Here is a 26,889-nt window from a genome sequence, read left to right as displayed (position 1 = left end):
GCCATCCGGATGGCGCCGTCGAGCCGGATGACTTCGCCATTGAGCATCGGGTTCTCGATGATGTGTACGGCGAGGGCGCCGTACTCGTCGGGCTTGCCCAAGCGCGACGGATGCGGCACCTGCTTGCCCAGCGATTCGCGGGCCGGCTCCGGCAGGCCGGCCAGCAGCGGAGTGTCGAACAGCCCCGGCGCGATCGTGACCACGCGGATGTTCTTGCTGGCCAGGTCGCGGGCTATCGGCAGGGTCATGCCGACGACGCCGCCTTTGGACGCCGAGTAGGCGGCCTGCCCGATCTGGCCGTCGAACGCCGCGACGGAGGCGGTGTTGATGATGACACCGCGCTCTTCGCCGATGGGTTCGGTCTTGGCGATCCGCTCGGCACCCAGCCGCAGCACGTTGAACGTGCCGACCAGGTTGATGTCGACGATCTTTCGGAACGCATCCAGCGGGAAGACGCCGTCCTTGCTGAGCACCCGGATGGCGTTGCCCGTGCCCGCGCAGTTGACCACGATGCGCAGTGGGCCCATCGACTCGGCGGTGTCCAGCGCGCCGGCCACGCCCGCCTCGTCGGTGACGTCGGCCTGTGCGAAACGCGCTCGATCGCCGAGTTGGGCTACCGCGTCCTCGCCCCTGAGGTCCAACACGACCACCTGAGCGCCGGCATCCAGCAGGCGTTTGGTGGTGGCCAGCCCCAGGCCTGACGCCCCTCCGGTGACGACGGCGACAGCGTCCCTGATCTCCATGCTTCTCCTAATTACTCACCCGACATTGCTCGCCCGACCTACTGGTTGGTTGGGACTATACCCAGTCGCGCAGGATCTCCTCGACGTCGGTTACGGGCGCCGCCGGCGGGCGTGGCCGAGCAGGTGACGTCCGCGAGAACCGTGGGGCCGGCATGGGCTGCAGACCGCCGTCAACCTCGTACAAGGTGTTTCGCTCGACGACATGCGGTTCGGTATGCGCCTCCCCGAACGCCAGCACCGGCGTCACGCAGGCATCCGAGTCGGCGAACACCTTGGCCCAGTGGTCGCGATCGTGGCTGGCGAACGCCTGCGTCAGCAAGGCACGCAATTCGGGCCAGCGGGTGACGTCGTTCTGCGGCGGCAACGTGTCGGCGTCCAGACCGAGTCCGGCGATCATGGCCGCGTAGAACTGCGGCTCGATGGCGCCGACGGCGACGTAGCGGCCGTCGGCGCACTCGTAGGTGTCGTAGTAGGGCGCGCCGCCGTCGAGCATGTTGGTGCCGCGGACGTCGGTCCACATGCCGGTGGCCCGCATCGCCCACATCATCTGGACCAGCACGCTGGACCCGTCGATCATGGCCGCATCGATCACCTGACCCTTGCCAGAGGTCTGTCGCTCCCACAGCGCGGAAAGGATGCCGACCAGCAGGAACATCGAGCCACCGCCGAAGTCGCCGACGAGATTGAGCGGCGGCACCGGACGCTCGTTGACCCGGCCGATCGAGTGCAGGATGCCGTTCAGCGAGATGTAGTTGATGTCGTGGCCGGCCTGTTGGCTGCGCGGCCCGGTCTGGCCCCAGCCCGTCATCCGCGCGTAGACCAGGCGCTCGTTGATCTTGGCGCAGTCCTCCGGGCCCAGCCCGAGCCGCTCGGTGACCCCAGGCCGGAAACCCTCGATCAGCACGTCGGCCTTGGCGACGAGCTTGCGGACCAGCTCGCGCCCGTCGTCGGACTTGAGGTTGGCGGTCACGACGCGACGGTTGCGCAACATGGCGTCCTTGGCCGGACCGCCGGGACCGGTCGAGGGGCGATCGATGCGCACCACATCGGCACCGAGGTCACCGAGGATCATCGCGGCGTGCGGGCCCGGACCGATGCCCGCCAGCTCCACAACCCGCAATCCGCTCAGAGGTCCCGCCATCTGTCTACCGACCTTTCGTCCGCTCCGACGTTGTTCGCATCTTCGCAGCCGCGGTCGGGAGGGCTGCATCCCGGTCACCTACTGTGGAGCGCATGCCGGATTCAGGAATCGTCACCCTCGCCCCCGTTGCAGGTCTGGACGTCACGTTGACCGATGGCGTGCTGTCGGTGACCATCAACCGACCCGACAGCCTCAACTCGCTGACCGTTCCGGTGATCACCGGAATGGCCGACGCGCTGGAGTGCGCGGCCACCGATCCGGAGGTCAAGGTGGTGCGGCTGGGCGGGGCCGGCCGCGGCTTCAGCTCCGGAGCCGGCATCAGTGCCGACGACGTGTCCGACGGCGGTGGGGTCCCGCCGGACGAGATCATCCTCGAGATCAACCGGCTGATCCGGGCCATCGTCGCGCTGCCGCACCCCGTGGTTGCCGTCGTCCAGGGGCCGGCGGCCGGCGTCGGCGTTTCCATCGCCCTGGCCTGCGATGTCGTATTGGCTTCGGACAAAGCATTTTTCATGCTTGCCTTCACCAAGATTGGGTTGATGCCCGACGGCGGCGCGTCGGCGTTGGTCGCCGCCGCCGTCGGTCGCACCCGGGCGATGCGGATGGCCTTGCTACCCGAGCGGTTGCCGGCCGCCGAAGCCCTGTCCTGGGGCCTGGTGAGCGCGGTCTACCCCGCCGACGAGTTCGACGCCGAGGTGGCGAAGGTGATCGCCAGGCTGTCGGCCGGCCCGGCGGTGGCGTTCGCGAAGACCAAGGACGCGATCAACGCCGCCACGCTGACCGAACTGGACGCCGCCCTGGAACGCGAATTCCAAGGACAGGCCGGCCTGTTGCAGGCGCCCGACTTCAAAGAGGGCACGAAAGCCTTTCAGGAGCGCCGCGACCCCACCTTCACCGACAGCTGAACCGGCGGCCGGACCAGTCAGACGCCGAACAGCGGCGGCAGCGCCAGCACCATGATCAGACCCCACACGAAATGGGTCAGCATCGGCGCCAGCACCCCGCCGCTGGCCCGGCGCTCGAACGCGCACACGGTGCCGAGGAGGATGCCGGCGAAGCCCAGCATCACGTTTCCGCTGGCCATGGTGGCGATGACGTACAACACGGTCGAGATGAGCACCGGGTAGCGCCGGCCCAGGGCGGTGTAGAGCGCGCCCCGGAAGAAGGCTTCCTCGGCGATGCCGTTGACCAGGGTGATCAGGACGATCAGCAGAAACGATCCCTGATTGGCGTATGCCAACACGTGCCTGATCAGCTGGGCGACGGGCGGAATCTCCCTGGCGACGAGTCCGCCCACCACGAAGGCGCCGCCGAGCAACAACCCGATGGTGGTTCCGGTGATGACCGGGCGCTGATTGCGGCCGCGCCAGCAGATGCCACCGAGATGCAGCGGCCCGGACAGGAACGAACCGCAGAGCCACACGGCGGCCAGCGCCAGCGTCAGCCAGTAGAAACTCGTATCACCCGGATGGCGCCGCAGTGAAAAGCCGAGCAGCACCGCGCCGATGACCAGCGTGATAGCGACGACGATCCGCCTGCGCCGTACCACGCCAGGCGATTCGTGGTGTGGCACAGCAACATTGGTGATCGCGCGACGCATTTCGGCGACCACGCTGGTCCGGTAGGGAGCCTGGGTCTGGGTCATGCGGGACGTACTTTCGGGGCCAGGGCGATCAGGATTTCGAGCCCGGTGCGAAGCGCACCCGCCAGCGGGCCCGGAACCAGGTTGACCAGACTCAGGGTCGGCCGCACGATCGGCGGGGTGACGGCCCGGGCAAGGCGCCGGATGCGCAGTGCGTCACCGCCGGCCCAGGCCGGATCGCTGTCGGCGAGGTGATGCGGGTCAGCCAGGGCGTTGACCGGCCGGGGCCGATGCGAGCCGTCGGCCAGGGCCAGCGCAATGGCGTCGTCGACGCCCAGCAGGCCGCCGGGGGGATCGGGCACGCGATCCCGCAGACCGGCATCGGAGGCCAGCATCGGGTGATCCAACGACTCGACCAAATCTCCGGCCAATCCCTGCGGCACCGGCAGTGCGAGGCCCGTGACGCGCGAAGCCACCGTCGGGTCAACTCTCGGAACCCGCAGCGCCGCATGCCATCTGCCGGAAATCCGGGCGTACGTTTTGAGCAGCTCGCGGTAGGACGTGGTGTCCGGACCATGGATGTCGTAGGCACCGGCGGGCACCTTGCCGGAGTCGGCGGCGGCGACCAGGTAGTGCAGCACGTCGCGAATGGAGATCGGGTCGATCGGGTTTTCCATCCAGTCCGGTATCGGCATCAGCGGGAACCGGTCGCCGACGTAGCGCAGCATTTCGAACGACGTCGATCCGGCGCCGATGATCAAGGCCGCACCCAGCCACACCAGTTCGGCGCCGTCCACCACGGTCAGGGCCTCGGCAACCTCCGCCCTGCTGGACAGGTGCTCGGACAACGCTTGGTCTTCGGGCACGAAGCCGCCCAGGTAGACGATGCGCCGCACACCGGCGTCCCTGGCGGCCTTTGCGACGGTCGCGGCCGCGGCCTTGTCGGCTTGCCGGAAGCCGGGTTGGCCGATGCCGTGGACCAGGTAGTACACCACGTCGACCGGCCCTGCGGCCTGCATGGCGGCCCGCACCGACGCGGGGTCCGATGCGTCCAGGGCGACTGGCGTTACGTCGTCGAACCAACCCAACCGCTTGAGTCGTGCGGGGCTACGGGTCGCCGCCAGCACGTGGTGGCCGTCGGCCAGCAGGGCCGTGACCAAGCGTGATCCGATGTAGCCGGTGGCGCCGGTGACAAGAATCCGCACGCTGTCCAACCTACCTGTGGCCACTTTTCGCGCGAGCGTGCATGTTTGTACAGGCACACGCCGTCAGACGCGTACATTTGCGCACGCTCGCGCCCACGACAGCCCGGTTGAACCTCCCCACCGGCTGTACCGTGGGCCATTACGTGGGAGGCTATCCATGTATTACCTGCTGATCCTGGCGGTGGGGATCGAACGCGTTATCGAGCTCGTGGTCTCCACGCGGAACGCCCAATGGTCGTTCGCGCACGGTGGCAAGGAAGTTGGCCGGGCCCACTACCCGGTGATGGTTGTCATCCACATCGCGCTGCTGCTCGGCTGCGTCGTCGAAACCTGGGCATTGCACCGACCGTTCATCGGCTGGCTGGGGTGGCCGATGCTGGCGGTCGCGGGTCTCAGCCAGGCACTGCGCTGGTGGTGCATCGCGTCGCTGGGCCGGCGCTGGAACACCCGGGTCATCGTCCTACCGGATGCGCCGCTGGTGCGCCGCGGTCCATACCGGTGGCTGCATCACCCGAATTATGTTGCGGTGGTTGCCGAAGGATTCGCGTTGCCGCTGGTACACACCGCATGGTTGACCGCCGCAGGCTTCACGGCTGCCAACGCGATCGTGCTGACGGCGCGGATCCGGGTGGAGAATTCCGCTTTGGGATATACATGACCGGCTATGACACCGACGTGCTGGTCGCCGGCGGCGGGCCAGCCGGCCTCGCGACGGCGTTACACGCTCGGCGGCTTGGCCTTTCGGTGATCGTGGCCGAACCCCGGGAGAGCCCCATCGACAAGGCGTGCGGAGAGGGGCTGATGCCCGGCGGCCTCGCCGAATTGACGGCACTCGGCGTGGACCCGGCCGGCTTGCCGTTTCACGGGATCGACTATGTGAGCGAACACCGCCGGGCGCGGGCCCGATTTCGCACCGGCCCCGGGCGCGGCGTGCGACGCACCACGTTGCATGCCGCGCTGGCGGCGCGAGCCAAAGAAGAAGACACCGAATGGATCCGATCGCGCGTGACCGGCGTCGAGCAGGACCCGCACGGAATCTCGGCTGCCGGTGTACGCGCGCGATGGTTGGTGGCAGCCGACGGATTGCATTCGTCGGTCCGGCGCGCGGTAGACATCGCCGTGACGGCCGGACCGCCGCGACGCTACGGGGTGCGCCGCCACTATCGCGTACGGCCCTGGTCCGAGTTCGTCGAAGTTCATTGGTCCCGTTGGGGCGAGGCGTATGTGACGCCGGTGGAACCGGACTTGGTCGGCGTGGCGATGCTCTCGCGCGGGCAGCCCGACCTCGCCTGGTTCCCCCGCTTGGCGCAGCGGCTGCAGGGTGCTAGTTGCGGGCCGGCGCGCGGCTGCGGCCCACTGCGGCAAGTGGTTTCGCGACGCGTGGCCGGACGGGTGTTGTTGGTGGGCGATGCAGCCGGGTACGAGGATGCCTTGACGGGCGAAGGTATCAGCCTTGCCCTGAAGCAGGCCGCTGCCGCCGTCGCGGCGATCGCCGACGACGCACCGGCATCGTATGAGGCTGCGTGGCAACGGATTACCCGCAATTACCGCTGGATCACCCGCGGCCTGGTGTTGGCCGGTGTACCGCACGTGACGCGTCGCGGCATCGTGCCGGCGTGCGCGCTGCTGCCCGGCGTCTTCCGGTACGGAGTGAACCGCCTGGCGTCTTGAGAAGTCAGCGCGCCTTCCAGACCGGCTGCCGCTTCTCGGCGAACGCCAGCGGCCCCTCCCTGGCGTCCTCGGATCTGATCAGCGAACGCATTTCGCGCACGGTCCGCTCCCAGCCCGCTTCCTCGTCGGCGATGACGCCGTCGTCGACTCCATAGGCGATGCGCTTGCTGGCCTGCACTGAAAGCGGGGCGTTCACCGTCACCCGCGCGGCCAGCTCAAGCGCCGCGTCCAGCACCGAGCCGTCGCTGACCACCTGATTGATCAGGCCCCACTTCAGCGCGTCGGACGCGCTCAACGGGTCACCCGTCATCAGCAGTTCCATCGCAACTTTGCGCGGCAGCTGATTCATGATCCGGAAAACGCCGCCGGCAGCGGCGATCAGGCCGCGTTTGACCTCCGGCAGCCCGAATTGGGCGCGTTCGTCGGCCACCACCAGGTCGCTCGCCAGCGCCAGCTCGGTGCCACCGCCGAATGCGGTGCCGTTGACAGCGGCGATGGTGGGCTTGTCGATGAAGTGGTGCACGTAACCGGCAAAGCCCCACTCGCCGTGATCGGGGTGGTACAGGTTCTCCCGTCGCGCAATCGCCTTGAGATCCGCTCCGGCGCAAAAAGATTTGTCGCCGGCGCCGGTGATCACCACAGCCCGCACGTCGGTGTTGTTCTGCGCTTCCTCGAGCGCGTCCCCGACGGCGATGCTGACGGCGGCGTTGACCGCATTGCGGGCTTCCGGCCGGTTGATCGTGATCACCATGACGTTGCCATGGTGCTCGACGAGCGCGCCGGGCTGCCCGGCGTCTGTCACAGCAGCTCGAGGATGGTCGCGTTGGCCTGACCGCCGCCCTCGCACATGGTCTGCAGGCCGTAGCGAATTCCCTTGTCCCGCATGTGGTAAAGCAATGTGGTCATCAAACGCGCGCCCGACCCGCCGAGCGGGTGACCGAGCGCTATCGCGCCGCCGTTGGGGTTGAGCTTCTTCTCGTCTGCGCCGATGTCGCGCAGCCAGGCCAGCGGCACCGGAGCGAACGCCTCGTTGACCTCATAGGCGCCGATGTCGTCGATGCTCAGGCCGGAGCGCTTCAGCACCTTTTGGGTGGCCGGAATGGGCGCGGTCAGCATGATGACCGGGTCGGCTCCGGCCAGTGTCGCGGTGTGCACCTTGGCAATTGGCTTCATGCCCAGCTCCTTGGCTTTTTCGGCGGACATGAACAGCAACGCGGCCGAGCCGTCGGAGATCTGCGAGGAATTACCCGCGTGGATCACGCCGTCTTCCTTGAACGCCGGCTTCAGCGAGGCCATCTTCTCCATCGGGGTGCCGCGGCGGATGCCTTCATCCTTCAGGACCACGTTGCCGTCTTGGTCTTTGATCCCGACGATCTGGTCGTCGAAAGCGCCGGAATCCTGTGCGGCGGCGGCTTTTTCGTGTGAGCCGAGGGAGAACTCGTCGAGCGCTACGCGGTCGAGTCCCCACTGCTCGGCGATCATCTCCGCGCCCAGGCCCTGGTTGGGGATCTTGCCTTCGTAGCGGGTGAGGAACGCCTCGGGGTACGGCCGTCCGCCGTTGGCCAGCGACGAACCCATCGGGGTGCGTGACATCGACTCCACGCCGCCGGCGACGACGACGTCGTAGTGCCCGGCTACCACGCCTGCCGCGGCGAAGTGCACGGACTGTTGGCTGGACCCGCACTGGCGGTCGACGGTCACGCCGGGCACGGTCTCCGGCCAGCCAGCCGCCAGCAGGGCGGTCCGGCCGATGTCGAGGGCCTGCTCGCCGGCCTGCATCACGCAACCCCAGATGACGTCGTCGACGATCTCGGGATCGATGCCGGCTTTGGTGGCCAATCCGTTCAGGACCTGCGCGGACAGGTCGGCCGGGTGTACGCCGGACAGTCCTCCGTTGCGCTTGCCGATGGGCGAACGTACAGCCTCGACGATGACGGCTTCAGCCATGATCAGGTCTCCTTTGACGCGAGTAAATTCCTTCGATTGTCAACCAACGCGTTGGGCGGCGCGGGGGCGGGGTGCGATTTAGCTATAAAACCTATGCTTCTGCCCAGGTGGGGCACTCGGCCGAGTACAGCCGAGATCGCCCAATGTGCTCTGACGGCGGAAATCTGGCAGATTTTTCGCCGTCAGAGCACGTTCGGCGTGGACTGTTATGGCGTCGTCAGCCGACCGGATACCCCACGGACTTGATCTCCGTGTACTGGTCGAACCCGGCAATCCCGTTCTGCCGGCCCACCCCGCTGTACTTGTACCCGCCGAATGGCGTGTCGGCGCCGTAGGGCGCCCCGCCGTTGACGCCGATGAACCCGGCCCGGATCCGGCGGGCCACCGCGAGCGAATGCTCCAGCGAGCCCGACATGACGTTGCCGGCCAACCCGTACATGCTGTCGTTGGCGATGCGGATCGCGTCCTCTTCGTCGTCGAACGGGATGACGGCCAGCACCGGCCCGAAGATCTCCTCCTGGGCGATCGTCATGGAGTTGTCCACGTCGGTGAAAAGCGTTGGCCTGACATAGAATCCCTTGTCGAAACCGGTGGGCGCATCCGGGCCGCCGACCAGCGCCGTGGCACCCTCTTCGACGCCCTTGCGGATGTAGCCCATGACCCGATCGCGCTGCTTCTCCGAAATCACCGGACCGCACAGCGTTCCGGGGTCCTGGGGGTCGCCGCACGTGACGTTCTCGTAGATGCCCTTGAGGATCGCCACGCCCTCGTCGTAGCGCGACCGCGGCAGCAGCATCCGGGTCGGGTTGGCGCAACCCTGACCGGCGTGCATGCAGGGCGCGATGCCGATCGCGCAGGCCAACCCGAAGTCGGCGTCTTCCAACACGATGGTGGCCGACTTACCGCCCAGCTCGAGGAACAGGCGCTTCATGGTGGCGGCGCCCTTTTCCATGATCCGCTTGCCGACGACCGTCGAACCGGTGAACGAGATCAGGTCGACCTTCGGCGACAGCGTGAGCTCCTCGCCCACAAAGTGATCCGACGCCGTCACGACGTTGACCACACCCGCCGGGATGTCGGTCTTCTCGGCGATCAACCTGCCCAGGCGGGTTGCATTGAACGGCGTGTTGGGCGCGGGCTTGAGGACGACGGTGTTGCCGGTTCCCAGTGCTTGGCCCAGCTTGTTGATCGTGACCTCGAACGGAAAATTCCACGGCACGATCGCGCCGACGACGCCCACGGGTTCCCGCCACACCTTGATGGACGTATTCGCGCCGGTCAGGCTGATCACCCGGTCGCCGAGGTCGGTCTCCCAGGCGTACTCGTCGATCAGCCTGGCCGGGTACTTCAACCCGTCGGCGAGCGGGGCGTCGAGCTGAGGGCCGAAAGTGATCGCCCGGGGCGAGCCGACCTCGAGGATCAGCTCCTCGCGGAGCTCTTCCTTCTCGGCTTCTATGGCGTCGTGCAGCTGCAACAGGCAACGCTTGCGCAGCTCGCGGTTGGTCGACCAGTCGGTCTCGTCGAACGCCCGCCGGGCCGCATCGATGGCCCGATGCATGTCTTCCTTCGACGCGTCGGCGACCTCACCGAGCGGCTCCTCGGTAGCGGGGTTGATGTTGGTGAAGGTGCCGGCTTGGCCATCGACGAGCTTGCCGTCGATCATCATCTTCGGCTCGAACCGGACCTTTACAGCCTCAGTCATATCTGTCACTCTCTTCTGCGTCGTTGCGGGGCTACGGAGAGCCTTACTGGAAACTAGCCGATTGGCAAGCTCCGGCGTTATCGGGGATCGAAAAGCACTGGAAGCGACGTCGGCGACCGGAAGACCTGCCCGCGGATGTGCGGGTCGTCGGCGTCGGGATCCAACCGGAGGTTGGGCAGCCGGTCCAGTAGCAGGTTGATCGCGGTGCGCATCTCCAGCCGCGCCAGGTGCATACCGAGACAGACATGGACGCCGTGCCCCCAGGCGAGGTTCGGCTTCTGCTGCCGGTGAATGTTGAACGTGTCGGGATCGGGATAGCGATCTTCTTGCCGGTTCGCCGAGCCCAGCATCGGCATCACTGTCGCTCCCGCCGGGATGGCGACTCCGCCGAGTTCGGTGTCGCGGCTCGCCACCCGAGTGATGGTCAGCAGCGGCGGTTCCCAGCGCACGCCCTCCTCGATGGCCTGCGGCAGCAGCGAGCGATCCCGCCGAATCGCGTCCAACTGCGCTGGGTCCGACAACAGCCCGAAGAGCAGGCTGCCCAAGGCCCGATAGGTCGTCTCCACACCTGCGGGCAGCAGCAGCCGCAGGAAGGAGAAGATTTCCTCGTCCGCCAGCTTCTGCCCGTCGATCTCGGCCGCGGCGAGCGCGCTGATCAAATCGTCCTTCGGCTCCGCGCGGCGAGCCTCCAGGATCGGCGCGAAGTAGTCGCACAAGGCCGCCGAGGCCGCGAGCCCGCGTTCGGGGTTCATCAGCCAACTCAGCAGCGAAATCGACCACCGCTGAAACTGCGGATAGTCCTTCTCCGGCAACCCCAACAGACCCGCGATGATCTGGCTCGGATAGTCGAAGGTGAACTCCTTCACCAGATCCGCCTTACCGTTGGGCGCGAACTTGTCGATCAGGCTGTTCGCCACCCGGCCGACCAACTCGTCTTGCCACCGCGCTAAGGACTTCTGCGAGAACGCCTTCGACACCAACGACCGCAGCCGGCCGTGGATGGGCTCGTCCATGCCGAGCATCACGCCTTCACCGAGCACCGGCCCGAACGCGGCGATGACGGCAGACGACGAGAATGTCTCGTTGTCGCGGAGCATCTGCTGGATGTCCTCGTGGCGATAGACGATGAACATCGGCAGCGATTCCTCGTGCGGGAGCGCTCCGGACGTTTCGAGTCGCTGGACCGGCTCCTCGCGGCGAATCCGCGCGAGTTCGGTGTACGGGTCACGTACGTCGCCGGATATGGCGTCGTCGAAGGCTCCGAAGTCTTCCAGGTCGTCAAAAAGTTGTTCCATTACCGCTCCCCTGATTGTTGACGTCGCGCGGCCAGGCGCTGCAGCACCGGCTGCGGGACGATCCGTGCGGCGAGGACCATCGCCCTCTGACCGAATGTCAACGGCCAGGCCCCGTCGCGCATTGACCCCTGTCTAGGTATGCCGAGCACGATGCGCGACATGTGATGCATGCCAGATGCCGGCAGAATCCTGTTAAGCGCCAGCAGCATCGAGGCATCCGGCCCCACGGCGCGGCGGCGAAATGGCTTTTGGTCGTCCAACGCCTTGAGCAGTCCGTCGGGAAATCGGTCGGGGGGCCTGGCGAAGCTGATCGCGAAACGTCCCCGGGTGTTCATGGATTGATGCAAGCGGGCGTATGGGCCGTCGAAGTTGCGATCGTCGATGGTGCCCGCGTCGGTAATGATGTCGGTGTCGTAGGTGCCCGTCACCAATACCGTGACGCCGAGACCGAAGGGGGCGATCTCGCATGCCATCGACTCGCCCCAGCGTTCCAACGCACCCTTGGCTGCCGAGTACGGCGCGGTGCCCGGCTGACCGCGCACCCCGGCCGCGCTCGACACCAGCACGATGCGCCCCTCACCCGCCGCCCTCATCGCCGGCAGCAGGGCCTGGGTGAGCGCGACCGGTCCCATGACATGAGTGGCGAACATCCTCTGCCACAACGTCATATCGGTTTCTTCCACCACACCGGCGGCAGAGATTCCGGCGTTGTGCACCAGCGCGTAGGGCGCGCCGACGGCTTCCTCGATTGCCTTGGCCGCCGCGGAGATCGACCCGGGGTCCAACAGGTCGAGCTGGACACCGATCAGCCGGTCGTCGTCTTCACCGGCACCGGTCGCCTCGCGCAGCTTTGGCATCCCGCGGTCGGGTGTGCGCATGGCGGCGACGACTCGCCAGCCGTCGCGATACAAGCGCACGGCCGAGGCGAAGCCCAGTCCGCGCGACGCGCCGGTGATGACGACGCTGCGGGGCTCAGCCATTCTTATCCGCGGTTGCGCAGGCACCCTGTCCGGGAGGTGGCGGATCAACGTGCGGGCGTCCGTTGGGCTGGCCGCTCATCCAGGTCGACCAGATGCCGACGGAGTACGGGCCCTTCGCGCCTGCTTTCTCATAAAACCCTTGCGGGTCATACACTTTCGCTTCCGGATACGGCCAAGGGCAGGCCACCGAGGTCGCCGCCTTGCTGGCCTTGATGACGGCAAACCATGCGCCGTAAGCAAAGTAGGACACGTTGATGATCGCGAACATCACCAGGAACGTGGCCAGCACCGGGCGGGTCGGGAAGATCTTCGCTTTCGCGGCCAGCTTCTCCGCCACCGACTTACCGGTGTCGTCGCGGTAGCAGAGGATGGCCGCGGGGATCATCACGAAGGTCACCGAAAACGATTCCCAGATCAATGGGAACTGGAATGTCGTACCGGTGAATACCGAACCGAACGGGATCACCTGCGAGTAGATGTACATGCCCATGTGGACGAGCGGGATCTCCAGAAACATATCGAAGACGAAACCGATCGCACAGGTCACCATGCCCAGGCTGACCAGCGGGTGGCGCGAAACAAACGCCTGCGGGCCATATTTCGCCTGCAGCTTGCGCAGAATCCAGACCGCGGGGAAGTACGGCCCGAAATAGAACAGGACGTAACCGAATACGACGAATGGCTCGACGGTCGGCGACAGCGACACCAGCGGCCACGACTCCGGCCAGTGGATCAGATCGGGGTTATATACCGCAAACGGCGCCCAGTTCATGATCGGGTCCTGCCACACGATCAGGGTAGTGCACAGGAACATCAGCATCACCGGGCTGCCCGGATTGCGGCGCCAGCCCCTGATGAACAAGACCAAGAGCACCAGCAGCAGGACGATGGTGGCGATGTGCAGGAACGCGATGTAGTCCAGGCCGAAGATGAACTTGACCGGACGCGAGCGTCCCTGCACGTGGGGGTTGGCGACGCGCGGGTCGAGGGCGGTGCGACAGTTCACGATGAAGAACAGCGCAAACGCAGCAAGAGCGGCGCCGCCGATCCAACCGCCCCATCCGCGCCTGCCACTACGCTGGGGTGATGTCGGCTTCTGTTGCGCCGCAGCCGATGTGGATTGGTCAGTACTCATGTTCCGGCCTCACTCTCCGAAGCGATCGACCAGGTGCGAGTTGACGCCGTCGGCATCGAGAGTTCGGGCCACCAAGTACCCCGCACCCATCCACGCCCGGCGAGTCCACCTGCCGAAAGACACCCGGGTGCCCGGGGCGCCGGATGCGGCGGGCATCATCTTCACCCGCTCCAACGCCTCTTTGACCCCGCGCGGGCTGAGCGGATGGGCCTCGCTGAACGCACGGACGAGCGTGGCGGCGACGTCACGGTTGACCACCGGCACGCAATATTCGGGTCGCCTGCCGTCATACTTTTCGGCGTAACGGTCGAGGAAGTCTTGACCGAGCCGGTTCTCCTCGTCGTACTGGTCGACCCCGACCCAACCCATGAACGCGTTCCACATGATCGGGTTCACCCACGCATTCTGGAATGCCGTGGTGGTGAATCTCGGCGGATCCCAGCTGACGGCCTCCAGCGCCGGATTGATGAACACGATGCCGAATCCGAAGCCCAGATGCACTATCGCCTCGGCCTTGGCTTCGTGCAACGTGCGAACGGCTTCATTGATGTCTTGTGCGGTTTGGGCAATCGCCGCCTCCGCGACGATGCGAATGCCCTTGCGGCGGCACGCACTTCGCAGGTTCTTCAGGTAACTCTCGCCGATCAGGTTCTGCTCGACCAGAACCCCGATCTCGGTGAGCCCACGTTTGGCGACGAGGTCCGCGATGAAGATCGGCTCGTCGGTCATCGAACCTTGCGGGAACGAGAACGTCCATTCGCCCAGCCAGTCGTCGGTGCCGGTGACGCTGAGGGCCGGAACCTTGAACCGCTCTTCGATCGCTTCCCGGGTGGGCACGCAGTTGTCGGTGATGTGGGGGCCAAACACCACCAAACAGCCTTCGTCGACGAGTTCGCCGAACGCGTCGATCACGGCCTTGACCGATCCCTTGGGCAGCCCCTCCACCTCGCGGTAGATCATCTGGACCGGCCGGTCCAACTGCCCGCTTTGCACGGCCTCCTCGAATACCAGGTCGAAGCACCGCGTGAAGTCCGCCTTCATCTCGTCGGGAAACATCGGCGGCAGGCGGAAATCCATCAAGTATCCGACCTTGATGGGCTCAGCGGTGCTTTCGTAGGACATCTGACCTCCCGAGCGACGAACTCAAGCGTCCGATTCGTCGAACCTAAGATTTGTTCTGACCCTAGCCGGGGGTGCAAGCAGCGTCAATCATGGGACCCGTCCAGATAGACGTCGATCATCTCGTTGAGCGCCGTGCCCACTGTCCTGTCATCGGTGAGCGGCCCGGCAATCGCAGCCCGGGCGGCCTCCCGCATGGTCAAGCCCTCTGCGATGAGCCGGCCTGCCGCGATAAGCACGCGCGTCGATGCGACCTCACGCAGGCCGCCGGTTTCCAGCCGGCGAACGACCTGACCGAACCGCACCAGCTCGGCGGCGACCGTCCCGTCCACGCGAGCTTCGTGCGCAACGATCTTCTCTTCGATATCTGCTGCGGGAAAACCGAATTCGATCGCGACCATGCGTTGACGCGTCGAATCCTTGAGGTCCTTGAGCACGCTCTGATAGCCCGGGTTGTATGACACCACCAGGCCGAAACCGGGCGCTGCGTCCAGCGTGATGCCAAGACGCTCGATGGGCAGTTGACGGCGGTGGTCGGCGAGCGGGTGCAGCACCACGGTGGTGTCCTGTCTGGCCTCTACCACTTCGTCCAGGTAACAGATCGCACCCTCGCGCACCGCTCGGGTCAGCGGACCGTCCACCCACACCGTCTCGTCGCCCTGCAGCAGATAGCGGCCGACGAGGTCCGCCGTGGTGAGGTCGTCGTGGCAGGCGACGGTGATCAGCGGCCGGCCGAGGTCGTGCGCCATGGCCTCGACGAAGCGGGTCTTGCCACAGCCCGTCGGGCCCTTGAGAACAATCGCGAGGCCCTGGCGAAAGGCCGCCTTGAATATCGCCTCTTCGCTGCCCACCGCCTGGTAATAGGGCCGCAAGTTTTCCGCCTCGAGGGTCGCGCCGAGCACCAGCCGAGACTCGTCGGCCATGGCTTCCTTTCGTTCGTCGGAGCCTATCGCGGAACAGATGTTTGTTTCAAGGTCGACTGCGGGTGGCTTGAGTCGCGCTGATGCGGCACCATCCGGCGGACCTCCGCGGAGCGCAGCGCGGACCGGAAGAGCGGTCCCACCACCCCGGCGAGCTGATCCGGTCGTGCGATCGTTGCGTGCGCGGTGGTGCCGAACACTCGCCGCAGGGACTGCACGTCGGTTCCGGCGCCGATGGTCAGGCACACGCAACCGGTGCCCCGTCGGCGTGCTTCCATCAACGCGCGGCGTGCATCCGCGGCACCGTAGGCCCGCTCATAGCCGTGGTCGTATGCGAGGCCGTCGGACAGCACCACCAACAGCCGCCGCGTCGTCCCGCCGCGGGCCTCCAGGACCGCCGAGCCATGGCGAATGGCCGCACCCAGCCTGGAGTAAGCGCCGGGTTCCAGGCTGTTCAGCCGCCTTATCGCCCGAGCATCGAGCTGGTCGTCGAATCGTTTGACCGGGACCATGCTCACCGCGCCTCGGCCTTGGGAGTAATAGGCGTAGAGCGCAACACGGTCGCCGAGGTCGTGCAGCGCGACGGCGAGGTTGGCGACGGCCGCGCGCTGTTGTTCGTGTACCGTCCGCCCGACCGTTCCAGGCTCGGCCGCCGACCCCGAGACATCGAGGAGCAGTAGCACCGACAGGTCGCGCCGGCGTCGCAGGCTGTCCAGGTAGACCGCTTCGTCGGGCACCGACCTGGCCAACACCTCGACGCGGGCCTCGACCGCAGCATCGATGTCGATGTCGTCGCCCTGTGCCTGGCGATGCCGGCGGTGCAAGCCCATTCCCAGTCGCGCCAGCGGGCGCCGCAGACCGATGGCAGCCTCGATCGACTGCGTCGCGGTCGCGCTGATCCTCGGCTCGACCTCGCGCACGGTGCACCATGCGGGGCGATAGCGCTTGCGCTTGTCGTCCCATTCCGGATATCGCACGCCGTCCGCTTTTGCGTCGCCGTCTGTGACGTCTTCGCCCGACGTCGATGCCAAGGACGATATCGCTTGGGAGCCACGGACTCCCGAGTGCGTGCGATGCGTCGGATTATCCGCAGCCGGCGGCCCGCCCCCGCGGCCCGTCTTGCGCGCGGACGACAGCAGCTTGGCGAACCACTTGCCGATGAAGCCGCCGCCACCGACCGGGCTGGTGAACAAGTCCGGATCGTCGGAATCGTCGACTTGGCCGTCGTCGAGCTCCGCCAATTGCCGCGCATGGTCCCGGTTTCCATCTCGCGGGACATGTTGCGGTGTCGCCTGGTCCTGCTGCGCTGCCGCTCGGTTGGATGCCGCCAGCAGCTTGGCCGGACGAATCACTCCGAACACCGGGGCGGGGTCGTCAATCGCCTCCGGCCCGTCGGCGATTCGCAGCGACGCGGCGGGCGAGTCAGTGCGACTGGCGATGTCGCGGTTGCCCATCGTCGACACGACGCCGGGTAGCAGGTCGTCATTGGCGACCAGCGCCCGGTGACCCTCGATTGCCAGATAGCGCCGGGCCAGCCGAGGATGACGGACCAATCGACGCACGATCCCGGGCTCCAGGCTGCCGGCCGCGATCATCGACGCCTGCACGGTTATGGCCTTGACGGCCTCGAGCCTCATCCGGGGTAGTGGCGACGCGTCGATATATATGGTTTGACCGTCCGTCCACGAGGGCTCACCCGGCGGTTGCCCGGCAACGGCCACCGGCCGTCCCGCAAGCGCCGAAGCGAGCATGCCGAGGGCCTGAAACTGCGCGGCCCGAGCGTCGTCTCCCGCGCTCAACCTCGGAATACTCCCCGCTGAAGAATTGACCAAATATCTGTTCCAACGTAAAGTCCGGCTTGGTCGCAGTCAATCGCGTGAGGAAAACGTGGACTTCTCATACCCGGCGGAAGTGGAGCGCTTCCGGGATGAACTGCGGACTTGGCTGTCGGCGAATCTGACCGAGGACTTGATAGCGGCTCGCCGGACCACCGGGCGTGACGACGCGGCGTTCGAGGCGCTGCGTACCTGGAATCGCACCATGGCCGACGCGGGGTGGGCGGCGGTTTCCTGGCCCAGGGAATACGGCGGCCGCGGCGCGACCGTGCTGGAGCAACTGGTCTACACCGAAGAAACCACTCGCGCGCGAGCTCCGTTGCCGCTCAATGTCATTGGCATGAACAATATCGCCCCAGCGATCATGCAATACGGCACCGAGTCGCAGAAGAGGACGCTGCTCCCGCGCATGATGCGGGCCGACGACATCTGGTGCCAGGGCATGTCCGAGCCGGAAGCGGGATCCGACCTGGCCGCGCTACGCACCCGTGCGGTGCGTGACGGTGACCGGTTCGTCGTCAACGGGCAGAAGATCTGGACTTCCCTGGGTCATCGGGCTGACTGGTGTCAACTCTATGTGCGTACCGATCCCGATGCCCCGAAACACCGGGGCATCTCGTGCCTGATCGTCGACATGAAGTTGCCCGGTATCGAGGTCCGGCCGCTCATCACGCTCAACGGCGACACCGACTTCGCCGAGGTGTTTTTTCACGATGCGCGGGTTCCGGCGGATGCGTTACTGGGTCCGCTCAACGGTGGGTGGCAGGTTGCCACCACCACGCTCAGCCACGAACGCGCCGGAGCGGCAAGGCTTTATGCCGAGCTGCAGGTACGGCTGGAGGAGCTGGTGGCCGACTTCGCCGCCGCGGGGGTCGGAGACGATCCGGTCACGTTGCGGCGTCTCGGCGAGATCGCGGTCCGCATCAAGTATCTGGAAGTGCTTTGCCAGCGGTCGATCTCGGCCACGCTGCATGGCGGTGACACTTTCGGGTCCGCGAGCCTGGCGAAGACGGTATGGGGTGAAATCGGACAGGACCTGGCCGCGTTGGCCTTCGACGTGCTGGGCATGCGCGGGCGATGGGCTGATTATCGGCTGACGTCCCGCTCGCTGACCATCGCGGGCGGCACCACCCAGATCAACAAGAACATCACCGCCCAGCGCGTACTGGGGTTGCCGCGCACGTGAACCTCGAGCTGACCGACGAGCAAGTGGCGCTACGTGAAACCGTGCGCCGATTTCTGGCGGAGAAAGCGCCGATCTCCGGCCACGTGCGCGCGCTGCTCGACGACCCATCCGGCGTCGACGACGCGGTGTGGCAAGGCCTTGCCGACCTCGGGGCGACCGGGCTGCTGGTGCCGGAGGAATACGGCGGCGCGGGCATGACGATGGTCGAGGCCGGCATCGTGGCCGAAGAGCTCGGTGCCGCTCTGCACCCGGGACCGTGGTTGTCCACCGCGGTCGCCGCGCCGCGCGCGTTGACGCGGATCGGCGCCGACGGCGCGGCGGCTTCGATCTTGACCGGGATCGCCGATGGAACCACAACCGCGACCGTTGGCCCACTCGATGATGGCTCAATCCCGGCCGTTGACGGCGACGTGCTACGGGGCGAGACCGCAATGCTCGATGCCGCCGTGGCGGATATCCTGCTGGTGTTTGCCGAAAACCGCGACGGCACCGGTCTTTTCGCGGTCAAGTCGGATTCCCCCGGCGTCACGGTGACCCGCTTGCGGGGCATCGATCCGACCCGCAAGCGTTTCCGGGTCGCGTTCGACGGCGTCCCCGCGCAGCGGCTGGCCACGCCACCAGAAGGCGCCCTTGCCGCCCTCGTCGACGACGTGCTGATCGCCGCGGCCGCCGACGCGCTGGGCGCCGCCCGGGCGGTCATGGAGCTGGCGATCGAATACGCAAAGGTGAGAAGGCAATTCGGTCAGCCGATCGGCTCATTCCAGGCGATCCAGCATCTGTGTGTGGACATGTACGAAACGGTCGAGCTGGCCCGCAGCGGGGTCATCCACGCGCTATGGGCCGCCGACAACGCCGATGCGCAGGAGCGGCACCTGTCTGCGTTGCGGGCGAAGGCCTTCGCCGGCCGGCTGGCCACCGTGGGCGATACCGCAATCCAGGTGTTCGGCGGCATCGGATTCACCTGGGAGCATGATGCTCACCTGTACCTCAAGCGTCTGCTGGGCTGGAGCGCGTTGCTTGGTGGGCCCGACGGCTATCTCACAGAAATTGGCGCGCGCCTCGCGAAAGAGAGTCTGCCATGATCGATTTCACCGATCAGGTCGCCATTGTGACAGGAGCCGGCCGCGGCCTCGGACGATTGTATGCGCTGGAGTTGGCCAGGCGCGGCGCCTCGGTGGTGGTCAACGACCTGGGCGGGACGATACACGGTGAGGGCGCCGATACCACGGTCGCCGCCGAGGTCGTCGCCGAGATCGAGGCCGCCGGCGGCGCGGCCGTGGCGTCGCATGAGTCGGTGGCCAGCCCGGAGGGCGGCGAGGCAATCGTCGCACTCGCCGTCGAGCGGTTCGGCCGGCTCGACGCCGTGGTGAGCAACGCCGGCATCTTCAACAGCGTTGGCTTTGACGAGCTGTCCGTGGACGACTGGCGGAAGATGCTCAACGTGCACCTGGACGGCGGCTTTTATTTGAGCCAGCCCGCGTACAAGGTGATGAAGCAGCAGCGCTACGGCCGCTTCGTTTTCATCTCCTCCTCGGCCGGCATGTTCGGACAGCCGTGGGAGTCCCATTACGCGGCGGCCAAGGCCGGGTTGGTCGGCCTGTCGAACGTAATCGCGATCGAGGGTGCCGAACACGGCATCCTCTCTAACACCGTTCTGCCATTTGGCTTTTCGCGCATGGTGACTGAAATCGTGGCCGACCCGGAAGCCCTCGGGCAAATCGGCTTTTTGGACGCGATCAAGCCCGAGCTGGTGGTACCCATCGTCGTCTTCCTGGCGAGCAAGACCTGCGAGTTCACCCATCAGAACTACTCGGCGTGCGCGGGCCGCTTCGCGCGGGTCTTTATCGGCCTCGGCGAGGGTTGGTTCGCGGAGAACGGCAGCAATCCGACGGCCGACGACATCCAAGCTCACCTTTCCGAGGTGTCGGCAACCGAGCCGTTCACCGTGCCCGGATCGATCTTCGACGAAGTCTTCGCCGTGACGGCCCAGCTTGGCGTGACCTTCGGATGATGGATACCGAGCACCTTCTTACGGCCACGCGCTCCGCACGCAAGTCGCTCGACCTCGACGCTCCGGTCGACCTCGCCGACATCCGCGAATGTCTGCGCATCGGTATCCAGGCGGCCAACGGCTCGAATCAGCAGGCCTGGCGTTGGCTGGTCGTCACCGACCCCGAACTGCGGGCAAGGATCGCCGAACTGTACCGCGAGTCCTATCTGCTCCGAGTCGGCGGCCAGTTGCTCGCTGACCTGATGCCGGCTGGGACGCCGGAGACCCGGCTCATGTCGTCCACCGAGTGGTTAGTGGAGAACATGGCGAAAATACCGGTCCTGGTGATCCCTTGCTACCAGCCGTACCTGCCGCGCATCGACGGCGACGAGTCATTCCATCTGGCGACGCTGTACGGCTCGATCTTCCCGCCGGTGTGGAACTTTCAGTTGGCGCTGCACACCCGCGGGTATGGGACCTGCGTCACCACGCTGCACCTGCACCGCGAACGTGAGGTCGGCCGGCTGCTCGGAATACCGGCGAGCTATGTGCAAGGCTGCCTGCTGCCCGTGGGCCGCCTGCGTGCCGGGCGCCGATTCCGGCCGGCCCGCCGGCGGCCCGTCGACGAGGTGGTTGCGGTCGACGGCTGGGACGGTCCGCCGCTCTAAGATGGGCTCTGTCGCCCCGGTCAGCAGCGCCGTTAACGTGGGAATCTGATAGCCTTTACCAAAGATTTGGTTCACCGGGAGGGACACGTGCGTACGCTTGCCCAGCGGCCGTCCCCAAGGCTTGCGCACCGGTGACCATGGCAAGGCCCGATGCATTAGAGAAGGCCGGCAGCGCAGCCGACACCGGAACCCGCCGGACCGAGATCCTGCAAACGGCGGCATCACTGATCGCGTCGTCGGGGCTGCGGACCTCGCTACAGGAAATCGCCGACGCGGCAGGCATTCTCCCGGGCAGCCTGTACCACCACTTCGAATCCAAAGAAGCGATCCTGGTCGAGCTGACGCAGCGTTACCACGACGATCTCAACCGCATCGGGCGGCAGGCGCAGGCGCGGTTGGACCAGCCCGACTCCCGGCCCGCCGAGGAGCAAATCACTGAACTGGGAGTCGCAATCGCCAACTGCGCGGTGCAACATCAGGCGGCCCTGCAGATGTCCTTCTACGAGGGGCCGAACGCGGGCCTGGTGGACCGTGCGCAACAGTCCAGCCCAATTCATGAGGCGATGCTGCAGACCCTGCGGGCCGGCAGGTGGAGTGGCTACGTCAAACCGGACATCGACCTTCCGACGTTGGCCGACCGGATCTGCCAGACCATGCTGCAGGTGGGTCTCGACGTCATCCGCGACAAGGCTTCCGCCGATCAGGTCGCCCGGCTCATGTGCCGAATCATCCTGCACGGGTTGGCCGCTCGGCCACCCGCCGATGCCGCGCTGGATCGGTCGAACGCCTTTGCCGCCGCCCGTGAGGTGATCACAACGTGGTCCGACGACAGCGTCGCGGACCCCGGCGACAAGGCGGCGCATCTGCGCGCGGTGGCCAAAGCGGAGTTCGGCCGAAAAGGCTATGAAGTCACCACCATCCGCGACATCGCATCCGCGGCAGGTCTTGGCACCGGCACCGTCTACCGGGTTATCGGGTCCAAGGACGAATTGCTCGCCTCGATCATGCGTTCCTTCGGCAAGAAGGTTGAAGCCGGATGGGTCAGCGTGCTGCGCTCTGATGCGTCGACGATCGAGAAGCTCGATGCGTTGAGTTGGGTCAACGTCAACGCGCTGGACCAGTTCTCCGACGAGTTCCGGATCCAGCTGGCCTGGATGCGGCAGTCACCGCCGACAACCAACCCGGGCTGGTCCTACACCGTCCGGCTGCGGCAGATGAAATCGCTGCTCTCCGAGGGGATCCGGTCGCGCGAGATTCGCATCGACACGCCGTCGACCGCAATGCTGGCGCGATGCGTGATCGGCATGCAGTGGATACCGGAGAACATTCTGCGTGCCGTGGGAACTCGCGCGGCATTGCTGCACGCGCGCGACACTGTCCTGCGCGGGGTTGCGGTTCGGCGCCGGTAAGCGCGTCGCAGCCGGTACTTGGTACCCGGTGTTGAACCAAATAACTGTTACCCATACAGTTGGGCAGTTAGAACCGGGTTGGCAGTTGCCGAGAAGGGGATTTTCATGACTGTGATCGATCGGTTGCGTTATGACGGCAAGCGAGCGCTCGTCGTCGGCGGCGCGACGGGCATGGGCGCGGCGGCGGCCAAGTCGGCGGGAGAGCTCGGCGCCGAGGTGATCGTGCTGGACTACGCGCCGGTCAACTATGACGTCGCCAAGGCAATACAGGTGGACCTGCGCGACCCGGCCTCCATCGACGCCGCGCTCGAGCAGGTCGAGGGGCCGGTGCATGCGGTGTTCTCCGCAGCCGGAGTCGCCGACGGGCCGGATCTGATGAAGATCAACTTCATCGGGCATCGCTATCTCATCGAGCGGCTGCTCGGCAACAACCAGCTTCCGTCGGGCTCGGCGATCTGCTTCATCTCCTCGGTCGCCGGCATGGGATGGGAAAACGACCTGGAATTGCTGACGGAGTTCCTGGACACGCCTGACTTCGCGGCGGCCGACGCCTGGGTCAAGGCCCACGAGCCGGAAGGCATCATCCACTACGGCTTCAGCAAGAAGGTCGTCAATGCCTACGTGGCGACGCAGGGCTATCCCCTGCTGAAGCGGGGCATCCGCATCAACGCCATCTGCCCGGGCCCCACCGACACCCCGCTGGCCCAGGCGAATGCGGACCTGTGGTTGACCTTCGCGCAGGACTACCGAGACGAGACCGGATCCAAGGTCCACACCCCCGAGCAAATGGGCGACGTGATGGCGTTCCTCAACAGCGCCGCCGCCTTTGGCATCAACGGGATCACGCTGCTGGTGGACTACGGGCACACAATGGCCTCGCTCACCGGCGCCTACCCGCCCGGCAAGCCGATCATCGACCTGATCATGGGCCGGGTGAAGCTGTAGGAGGCTGCCCCGTGGCGCGCATCGTCGTGATCGGCGGCCACGGCAAGGTCGCCCTGCATTTGGCTCGCATCCTGGCCGAGCGGGGCGACGACGTGACGTCGGTATTCCGCAATCCGGACCACGCCGACGACGTCGCCGAAACAGGCGCCAAACCGGTCACCGCCGACATCGAGCAACTGGACACCGCCGTGCTGGCCCGGTTGGTCGCCGGCCACGATGCCGTGGTCTTCTCCGCCGGGGCGGGCGGCGGCAACCCAGCCCGCACCTACGCCGTCGACCGTGACGCGGCGATCCGGGTGATCGACGCGGCCGAGCGGGCCGGGGTCAACCGGTTCGTGATGGTGTCCTATTTCGGAGCGGGGCCCGATCACGGTGTGGCGCCGGAAAATTCGTTCTTTCCTTATGCCGAGGCCAAGGCCGCCGCGGATGCGCATCTGCGCGCCAGCGGGTTGGATTGGACGATCCTGGGTCCGGGTCATCTCACCCTGGAGCCCGCCACGGGACGGATCACGCTCGGTAGGGGAAGCGGTTCGGTGTCGCGTGCCGACGTCGCGCTCGTCATCGCCGCCGCGCTGGCCGACGACTCGACGATCCGCCGGACCATCGAGTTCAACAACGGGGACGTTCCCATCTCCGAAGCCCTGGCCGGCTGACCTTCGCCGAACGTGACGCTACTGTCACGGTCGGCATCGAAAGTGACGGCACTGTCACACTCGGCGGGATTTAGCCGCGGCTGGGCGCGGAGTAGCCTTGACGACGCAGCTGGTCTGCTGACGCCCCCCGTGGCATTGGCATCGAGCGAAGCACGTTAATCGTGCGCAGCGAGAGGGAACCCGGTGAGAGTCCGGGACTGTCCCGCAGCGGTATGCAGGAACGACCGCCGTCATATCGGCACTGGCCCTAGAAATGGGGCTGGGAAGCGACGGCCACTAGGAGCACCTCCGGGTGCGCGCCTGCGAGTCCGAAGACCTGCCAGCTGTGCCGGGCGCGCCGCGTCCGGCGGCTCATCGCCTCGTGGAATGGGCGTTTGGCCTGACCGGTTGCGAACAGTGCACCCGCAGGATGCGCACCGCGACTCGGCTCGGCTGCGCGTCCGCGGGCGGTGACCACCCGTCGATCGAAGGATGACTCAGTTGGTTAGCACTCAACCATTTACCGCCACCGTTACCGGCTCCCCACGCATCGGTCCCAAGCGGGAACTCAAACGCGCCACCGAAGGCTACTGGGCCGGACGCACCAGCCGCGCCGATCTGGAGTCCGTCGCCGCGACGTTGCGCCACGACACCTGGTCGGGCCTGGCGGCCGCCGGGCTGGACTCGGTACCGGTGAACACCTTCTCCTATTACGACCAGATGCTGGACACGGCCGTGATGCTGGGCGCGCTGCCGGCCCGCGTCACCGAGATCCCCGACGAGCTGGACCGCTACTTCGCGGCTGCCCGCGGCAATGACGACGTCGCACCGCTGGAGATGACGAAGTGGTTCGACACCAACTACCACTACCTGGTTCCCGAGATCGAGGCCGCCACCCACTTCGCGCTGCACCCGGACAAAGTGCTGTCAGAACTCAAAGAAGCGCTGTCGCAGGGGAATCCAGCTCGGCCCGTGGTCATCGGCCCGCTTACCTTCCTGTTGCTCAGCAAGGGCGTCCGCGGCGGAGGCGCGCCCATCGAACGGCTCCGGGAGCTGGTCCCGATCTACGCCGAACTGCTCACCCTGCTCGCCGACAACGGAGCTGAGTGGGTGCAGTTCGACGAGCCGGCGCTGGTGACCGACATGTCCCCCGACGCGCCCGCGCTGGCCGAGGCGACGTACAACGCGCTCGGCGCGGTGAGCAACCGGCCCGCCATCCATGTCGCCACCTACTTCGGTGACCCGGGAGCCGCCCTGGCGGCATTGGCGCGCACGCCCGTCGAGGCGATCGGCGTAGACCTGGTCGCCGGTGCCGAAACCGCGATAGCCGCCGTACCCGAATTGGCCGGCAAGACGCTGGTGGCCGGCATCGTCGACGGGCGCAACGTCTGGCGCACCGACCTGGAGGCGGCGTTGGGCAAACTGACGACCCTACTGGGGTCTGCGGGTGCGGTTGCCGTGTCGACGTCGTGCTCCACCCTGCACGTGCCCTACTCGCTGGAACCGGAGACCGGTTTGGACGACGCGTTGCGCAGCTGGCTGGCGTTCGGCGCCGAAAAGGTGCACGAGGTAATGGTCCTGGCGCGCGCGCTGCACGAGGGTCGCGAAGTGGTCGCAGACGAGATCGCCGCGTCCAACGCCGCCGTCGCCTCCCGCAAACGGGACCCGCGCCTGCACAACGATCAGGTACGGGCCCGGATCGACGCGATCGTCGCATCCGGTGCGCACCGGGGTGACGCCGCACAACGCCGGGCCAGCCAGGACGCTCGCTTGCACTTGCCGCCGCTGCCGACCACCACGATCGGCTCCTATCCGCAAACATCGGCAATTCGCAAGGCCCGCGCGGCTTTTCGCGCCGGCGAGATCGACGAGGCCGAGTACGTCAGCCGGATGAAGAAGGAGATCGCCGACGTCATCAAGTTGCAGGAAGAACTCGGGCTCGACGTGCTGGTGCATGGTGAGCCGGAACGCAACGACATGGTGCAGTACTTCGCAGAGCAGCTGGAAGGTTTTTTCGCCACGCAGAACGGCTGGGTGCAATCGTACGGGAGCCGGTGCGTGCGACCGCCGATCCTCTACGGCGACGTGGTCCGTACCCACCCGATGACGGTCGAGTGGATCACCTACGCGCAGTCACTGACCGACAAGCCGGTGAAGGGCATGCTGACCGGTCCGGTCACCATCTTGGCTTGGTCGTTCGTCCGGGACGACCAGCCGCTGGCCGACACCGCCAACCAGGTGGCGCTGGCCATTCGCGACGAGACCGTGGACCTGCAGTCCGCCGGCATCGCGGTCATCCAGGTCGACGAGCCGGCGCTGCGCGAGCTGCTACCGCTGCGTCGCGCCGATCAGGACGAGTACTTGCGTTGGGCGGTAACGGCTTTCCGGTTGGCGACCTCCGGCGTGGCGGACTCCACGCAGATCCACACCCATCTGTGTTACTCCGAATTCGGTGACGTGATCGGGGCCATCGCGGACCTGGACGCCGATGTGACGTCCATCGAGGCGGCACGCTCGCACATGGAGGTGCTCGACGACCTGAACGCTGCCGGGTTCGCCAACAGTGTGGGCCCGGGGGTCTACGACATCCACTCGCCGCGGGTGCCGCGAACCGAAGAGATCGCCGAGTCGCTGCGCGCGGCATTGCGCGCCGTGCCGGCCGAGCGACTGTGGGTCAATCCTGACTGTGGGCTCAAGACCCGCAACGTCGACGAGGTGACCGCGTCGCTGCGCAACATGGTCGCCGCGGCCCGGGAAGTGCGGTCGGGCTAGCTGGCGAGCAGC

General features: G+C 66.5%; 24 protein-coding genes and 1 riboswitch. Of the genes, 11 read left to right on the top strand and 13 right to left on the bottom strand.

Annotated elements, in window-relative coordinates; all coding sequences use genetic code 11:
* A partial coding sequence (locus AC5Y2L_RS26560) for a 3-hydroxyacyl-CoA dehydrogenase (protein WP_499945273.1) occupies positions 1-743 on the bottom strand: 743 nt, incomplete at its 3' end.
* A 55-nt stretch (positions 744-798) separates the two neighbouring features.
* Positions 799-1,884: a CaiB/BaiF CoA transferase family protein gene (locus AC5Y2L_RS26555; protein WP_499932991.1), complete on the bottom strand. Its 1,086-nt coding sequence runs from the start codon at positions 1,882-1,884 to the stop codon at positions 799-801.
* 92 nt (positions 1,885-1,976) lie between these two features.
* Here AC5Y2L_RS26555 and AC5Y2L_RS26550 point away from each other — a divergent pair, with 92 nt between their 5' ends.
* On the top strand, positions 1,977-2,789 hold the full coding sequence (locus tag AC5Y2L_RS26550; protein WP_499932992.1) for an enoyl-CoA hydratase: 813 nt from the start codon (positions 1,977-1,979) through the stop codon (positions 2,787-2,789).
* A gap of 17 nt (positions 2,790-2,806) precedes the next feature.
* Here the strand turns inward: AC5Y2L_RS26550 and AC5Y2L_RS26545 are convergent, their stop codons facing one another.
* Both AC5Y2L_RS26545 and AC5Y2L_RS26540 read right to left on the bottom strand, forming a co-directional pair.
* Positions 2,807-3,529, bottom strand: coding sequence for a CPBP family intramembrane glutamic endopeptidase (locus AC5Y2L_RS26545; RefSeq protein WP_499932994.1), 723 nt, complete (start codon positions 3,527-3,529; stop codon positions 2,807-2,809).
* Positions 3,526-4,671: an NAD(P)H-binding protein gene (locus tag AC5Y2L_RS26540; protein WP_499932995.1), complete on the bottom strand. Its 1,146-nt coding sequence runs from the start codon at positions 4,669-4,671 to the stop codon at positions 3,526-3,528. The genes AC5Y2L_RS26545 and AC5Y2L_RS26540 overlap by 4 nt, the downstream gene beginning before the upstream one ends.
* A 157-nt stretch (positions 4,672-4,828) precedes the next feature.
* Here AC5Y2L_RS26540 and AC5Y2L_RS26535 point away from each other — a divergent pair, with 157 nt between their 5' ends.
* Together AC5Y2L_RS26535 and AC5Y2L_RS26530 are read left to right on the top strand one after the other, a co-directional pair.
* Positions 4,829-5,329: an isoprenylcysteine carboxyl methyltransferase family protein gene (locus tag AC5Y2L_RS26535; protein WP_499932996.1), complete on the top strand. Its 501-nt coding sequence runs from the start codon at positions 4,829-4,831 to the stop codon at positions 5,327-5,329.
* Entirely contained in the window at positions 5,326-6,342 is a 1,017-nt protein-coding gene (locus AC5Y2L_RS26530; RefSeq protein WP_499932998.1) for an NAD(P)/FAD-dependent oxidoreductase, read from the top strand. The genes AC5Y2L_RS26535 and AC5Y2L_RS26530 overlap by 4 nt, the downstream gene beginning before the upstream one ends.
* A gap of 4 nt (positions 6,343-6,346) precedes the next feature.
* Here AC5Y2L_RS26530 and AC5Y2L_RS26525 read toward each other — a convergent pair whose 3' ends face one another.
* From AC5Y2L_RS26525 to AC5Y2L_RS26485, 9 genes are all read right to left on the bottom strand, one after another.
* On the bottom strand, positions 6,347-7,144 hold the full coding sequence (locus AC5Y2L_RS26525; RefSeq protein ID WP_499933000.1) for a crotonase/enoyl-CoA hydratase family protein: 798 nt from the start codon (positions 7,142-7,144) through the stop codon (positions 6,347-6,349).
* Positions 7,141-8,289 (bottom strand): thiolase family protein, encoded by a 1,149-nt coding sequence (locus AC5Y2L_RS26520; protein WP_499933002.1) that lies wholly within the window; start codon positions 8,287-8,289, stop codon positions 7,141-7,143. The genes AC5Y2L_RS26525 and AC5Y2L_RS26520 overlap by 4 nt, the downstream gene beginning before the upstream one ends.
* A 217-nt stretch (positions 8,290-8,506) precedes the next feature.
* Positions 8,507-9,991 carry an aldehyde dehydrogenase family protein gene (locus AC5Y2L_RS26515; RefSeq protein WP_499933003.1) on the bottom strand — a complete coding sequence of 495 codons (1,485 nt, stop codon included), beginning with the start codon at positions 9,989-9,991 and terminating at the stop codon, positions 8,507-8,509.
* Positions 9,992-10,068: 77 nt separating this feature from the next.
* Positions 10,069-11,286, bottom strand: a complete 1,218-nt coding sequence (locus AC5Y2L_RS26510; protein ID WP_499933005.1) for a cytochrome P450 — start codon at positions 11,284-11,286, stop codon at positions 10,069-10,071.
* Positions 11,286-12,266: an SDR family oxidoreductase gene (locus AC5Y2L_RS26505; RefSeq protein ID WP_499933007.1), complete on the bottom strand. Its 981-nt coding sequence runs from the start codon at positions 12,264-12,266 to the stop codon at positions 11,286-11,288. Before AC5Y2L_RS26505 ends, AC5Y2L_RS26510 begins: the two co-directional genes overlap by 1 nt.
* Positions 12,259-13,401, bottom strand: coding sequence for a spirocyclase AveC family protein (locus AC5Y2L_RS26500; RefSeq protein WP_499933009.1), 1,143 nt, complete (start codon positions 13,399-13,401; stop codon positions 12,259-12,261). The genes AC5Y2L_RS26505 and AC5Y2L_RS26500 overlap by 8 nt, the downstream gene beginning before the upstream one ends.
* A 9-nt stretch (positions 13,402-13,410) precedes the next feature.
* Entirely contained in the window at positions 13,411-14,523 is a 1,113-nt protein-coding gene (locus AC5Y2L_RS26495) for an ABC transporter substrate-binding protein (protein WP_499933010.1), read from the bottom strand.
* Between the two features lie 83 nt (positions 14,524-14,606).
* On the bottom strand, positions 14,607-15,443 hold the full coding sequence (locus tag AC5Y2L_RS26490) for a CbbQ/NirQ/NorQ/GpvN family protein (RefSeq protein ID WP_499933012.1): 837 nt from the start codon (positions 15,441-15,443) through the stop codon (positions 14,607-14,609).
* Positions 15,444-15,466: 23 nt separating this feature from the next.
* Positions 15,467-17,191, bottom strand: coding sequence for a nitric oxide reductase activation protein NorD (locus AC5Y2L_RS26485; protein ID WP_499933221.1), 1,725 nt, complete (start codon positions 17,189-17,191; stop codon positions 15,467-15,469).
* A gap of 136 nt (positions 17,192-17,327) precedes the next feature.
* Between AC5Y2L_RS26485 and AC5Y2L_RS26480 the strand changes: the two genes are divergently transcribed.
* From AC5Y2L_RS26480 to metE, 8 genes are all read left to right on the top strand, one after another.
* Positions 17,328-18,461, top strand: coding sequence for an acyl-CoA dehydrogenase family protein (locus tag AC5Y2L_RS26480; RefSeq protein ID WP_499933014.1), 1,134 nt, complete (start codon positions 17,328-17,330; stop codon positions 18,459-18,461).
* Positions 18,458-19,543: an acyl-CoA dehydrogenase family protein gene (locus AC5Y2L_RS26475; protein ID WP_499933016.1), complete on the top strand. Its 1,086-nt coding sequence runs from the start codon at positions 18,458-18,460 to the stop codon at positions 19,541-19,543. The genes AC5Y2L_RS26480 and AC5Y2L_RS26475 overlap by 4 nt, the downstream gene beginning before the upstream one ends.
* Positions 19,540-20,472 carry an SDR family NAD(P)-dependent oxidoreductase gene (locus AC5Y2L_RS26470; protein ID WP_499933018.1) on the top strand — a complete coding sequence of 311 codons (933 nt, stop codon included), beginning with the start codon at positions 19,540-19,542 and terminating at the stop codon, positions 20,470-20,472. The genes AC5Y2L_RS26475 and AC5Y2L_RS26470 overlap by 4 nt, the downstream gene beginning before the upstream one ends.
* Complete coding sequence (locus tag AC5Y2L_RS26465; protein WP_499933020.1) at positions 20,472-21,119, top strand: nitroreductase family protein; 648 nt, start codon at positions 20,472-20,474, stop codon at positions 21,117-21,119. The genes AC5Y2L_RS26470 and AC5Y2L_RS26465 overlap by 1 nt, the downstream gene beginning before the upstream one ends.
* 137 nt (positions 21,120-21,256) lie before the next feature.
* The gene (locus AC5Y2L_RS26460; protein ID WP_499933021.1) at positions 21,257-22,528 is read left to right on the top strand and encodes a TetR/AcrR family transcriptional regulator; all 1,272 of its coding nucleotides are present in this window, start codon (positions 21,257-21,259) and stop codon (positions 22,526-22,528) included.
* A 105-nt stretch (positions 22,529-22,633) separates the two neighbouring features.
* Entirely contained in the window at positions 22,634-23,473 is an 840-nt protein-coding gene (locus tag AC5Y2L_RS26455) for an SDR family oxidoreductase (protein WP_499933023.1), read from the top strand.
* Between the two features lie 11 nt (positions 23,474-23,484).
* A complete protein-coding gene (locus tag AC5Y2L_RS26450; protein ID WP_499933024.1) occupies positions 23,485-24,126 on the top strand; it encodes an SDR family oxidoreductase in 642 nt (213 codons plus the stop codon).
* A 113-nt stretch (positions 24,127-24,239) separates the two neighbouring features.
* A riboswitch (cobalamin riboswitch) is annotated at positions 24,240-24,464 on the top strand.
* A 133-nt stretch (positions 24,465-24,597) separates the two neighbouring features.
* Positions 24,598-26,877 carry a 5-methyltetrahydropteroyltriglutamate--homocysteine S-methyltransferase gene (metE, locus tag AC5Y2L_RS26445; protein ID WP_499933026.1) on the top strand — a complete coding sequence of 760 codons (2,280 nt, stop codon included), beginning with the start codon at positions 24,598-24,600 and terminating at the stop codon, positions 26,875-26,877.
* Positions 26,878-26,889: the final 12 nt, after the last annotated feature.

The sequence above is a fragment of the Mycobacterium sp. NGS66 genome (genome assembly GCF_059812225.1).
This window is presented reverse-complemented; position numbering and strand designations above follow the sequence as displayed.

Coding starts and splice junctions, on each gene's coding strand:
- AC5Y2L_RS26550 (WP_499932992.1), top strand. CDS start 1,977: ATGCCGGATTCAGGAATCGTCACCCTCGCCCCCGTTGCAGGTCTGGAC.
- AC5Y2L_RS26490 (WP_499933012.1), bottom strand. CDS start 15,443: ATGGCCGACGAGTCTCGGCTGGTGCTCGGCGCGACCCTCGAGGCGGAA.
- AC5Y2L_RS26530 (WP_499932998.1), top strand. CDS start 5,326: ATGACCGGCTATGACACCGACGTGCTGGTCGCCGGCGGCGGGCCAGCC.
- AC5Y2L_RS26470 (WP_499933018.1), top strand. CDS start 19,540: ATGATCGATTTCACCGATCAGGTCGCCATTGTGACAGGAGCCGGCCGC.
- AC5Y2L_RS26465 (WP_499933020.1), top strand. CDS start 20,472: ATGGATACCGAGCACCTTCTTACGGCCACGCGCTCCGCACGCAAGTCG.
- metE (WP_499933026.1), top strand. CDS start 24,598: ATGACTCAGTTGGTTAGCACTCAACCATTTACCGCCACCGTTACCGGC.
- AC5Y2L_RS26495 (WP_499933010.1), bottom strand. CDS start 14,523: ATGTCCTACGAAAGCACCGCTGAGCCCATCAAGGTCGGATACTTGATG.
- AC5Y2L_RS26485 (WP_499933221.1), bottom strand. CDS start 17,191: ATGCTCGCTTCGGCGCTTGCGGGACGGCCGGTGGCCGTTGCCGGGCAA.
- AC5Y2L_RS26460 (WP_499933021.1), top strand. CDS start 21,257: ATGGCAAGGCCCGATGCATTAGAGAAGGCCGGCAGCGCAGCCGACACC.
- AC5Y2L_RS26505 (WP_499933007.1), bottom strand. CDS start 12,266: ATGGCTGAGCCCCGCAGCGTCGTCATCACCGGCGCGTCGCGCGGACTG.
- AC5Y2L_RS26520 (WP_499933002.1), bottom strand. CDS start 8,289: ATGGCTGAAGCCGTCATCGTCGAGGCTGTACGTTCGCCCATCGGCAAG.
- AC5Y2L_RS26545 (WP_499932994.1), bottom strand. CDS start 3,529: ATGACCCAGACCCAGGCTCCCTACCGGACCAGCGTGGTCGCCGAAATG.
- AC5Y2L_RS26515 (WP_499933003.1), bottom strand. CDS start 9,991: ATGACTGAGGCTGTAAAGGTCCGGTTCGAGCCGAAGATGATGATCGAC.
- AC5Y2L_RS26500 (WP_499933009.1), bottom strand. CDS start 13,401: ATGAGTACTGACCAATCCACATCGGCTGCGGCGCAACAGAAGCCGACA.
- AC5Y2L_RS26510 (WP_499933005.1), bottom strand. CDS start 11,286: ATGGAACAACTTTTTGACGACCTGGAAGACTTCGGAGCCTTCGACGAC.
- AC5Y2L_RS26555 (WP_499932991.1), bottom strand. CDS start 1,884: ATGGCGGGACCTCTGAGCGGATTGCGGGTTGTGGAGCTGGCGGGCATC.
- AC5Y2L_RS26535 (WP_499932996.1), top strand. CDS start 4,829: ATGTATTACCTGCTGATCCTGGCGGTGGGGATCGAACGCGTTATCGAG.
- AC5Y2L_RS26455 (WP_499933023.1), top strand. CDS start 22,634: ATGACTGTGATCGATCGGTTGCGTTATGACGGCAAGCGAGCGCTCGTC.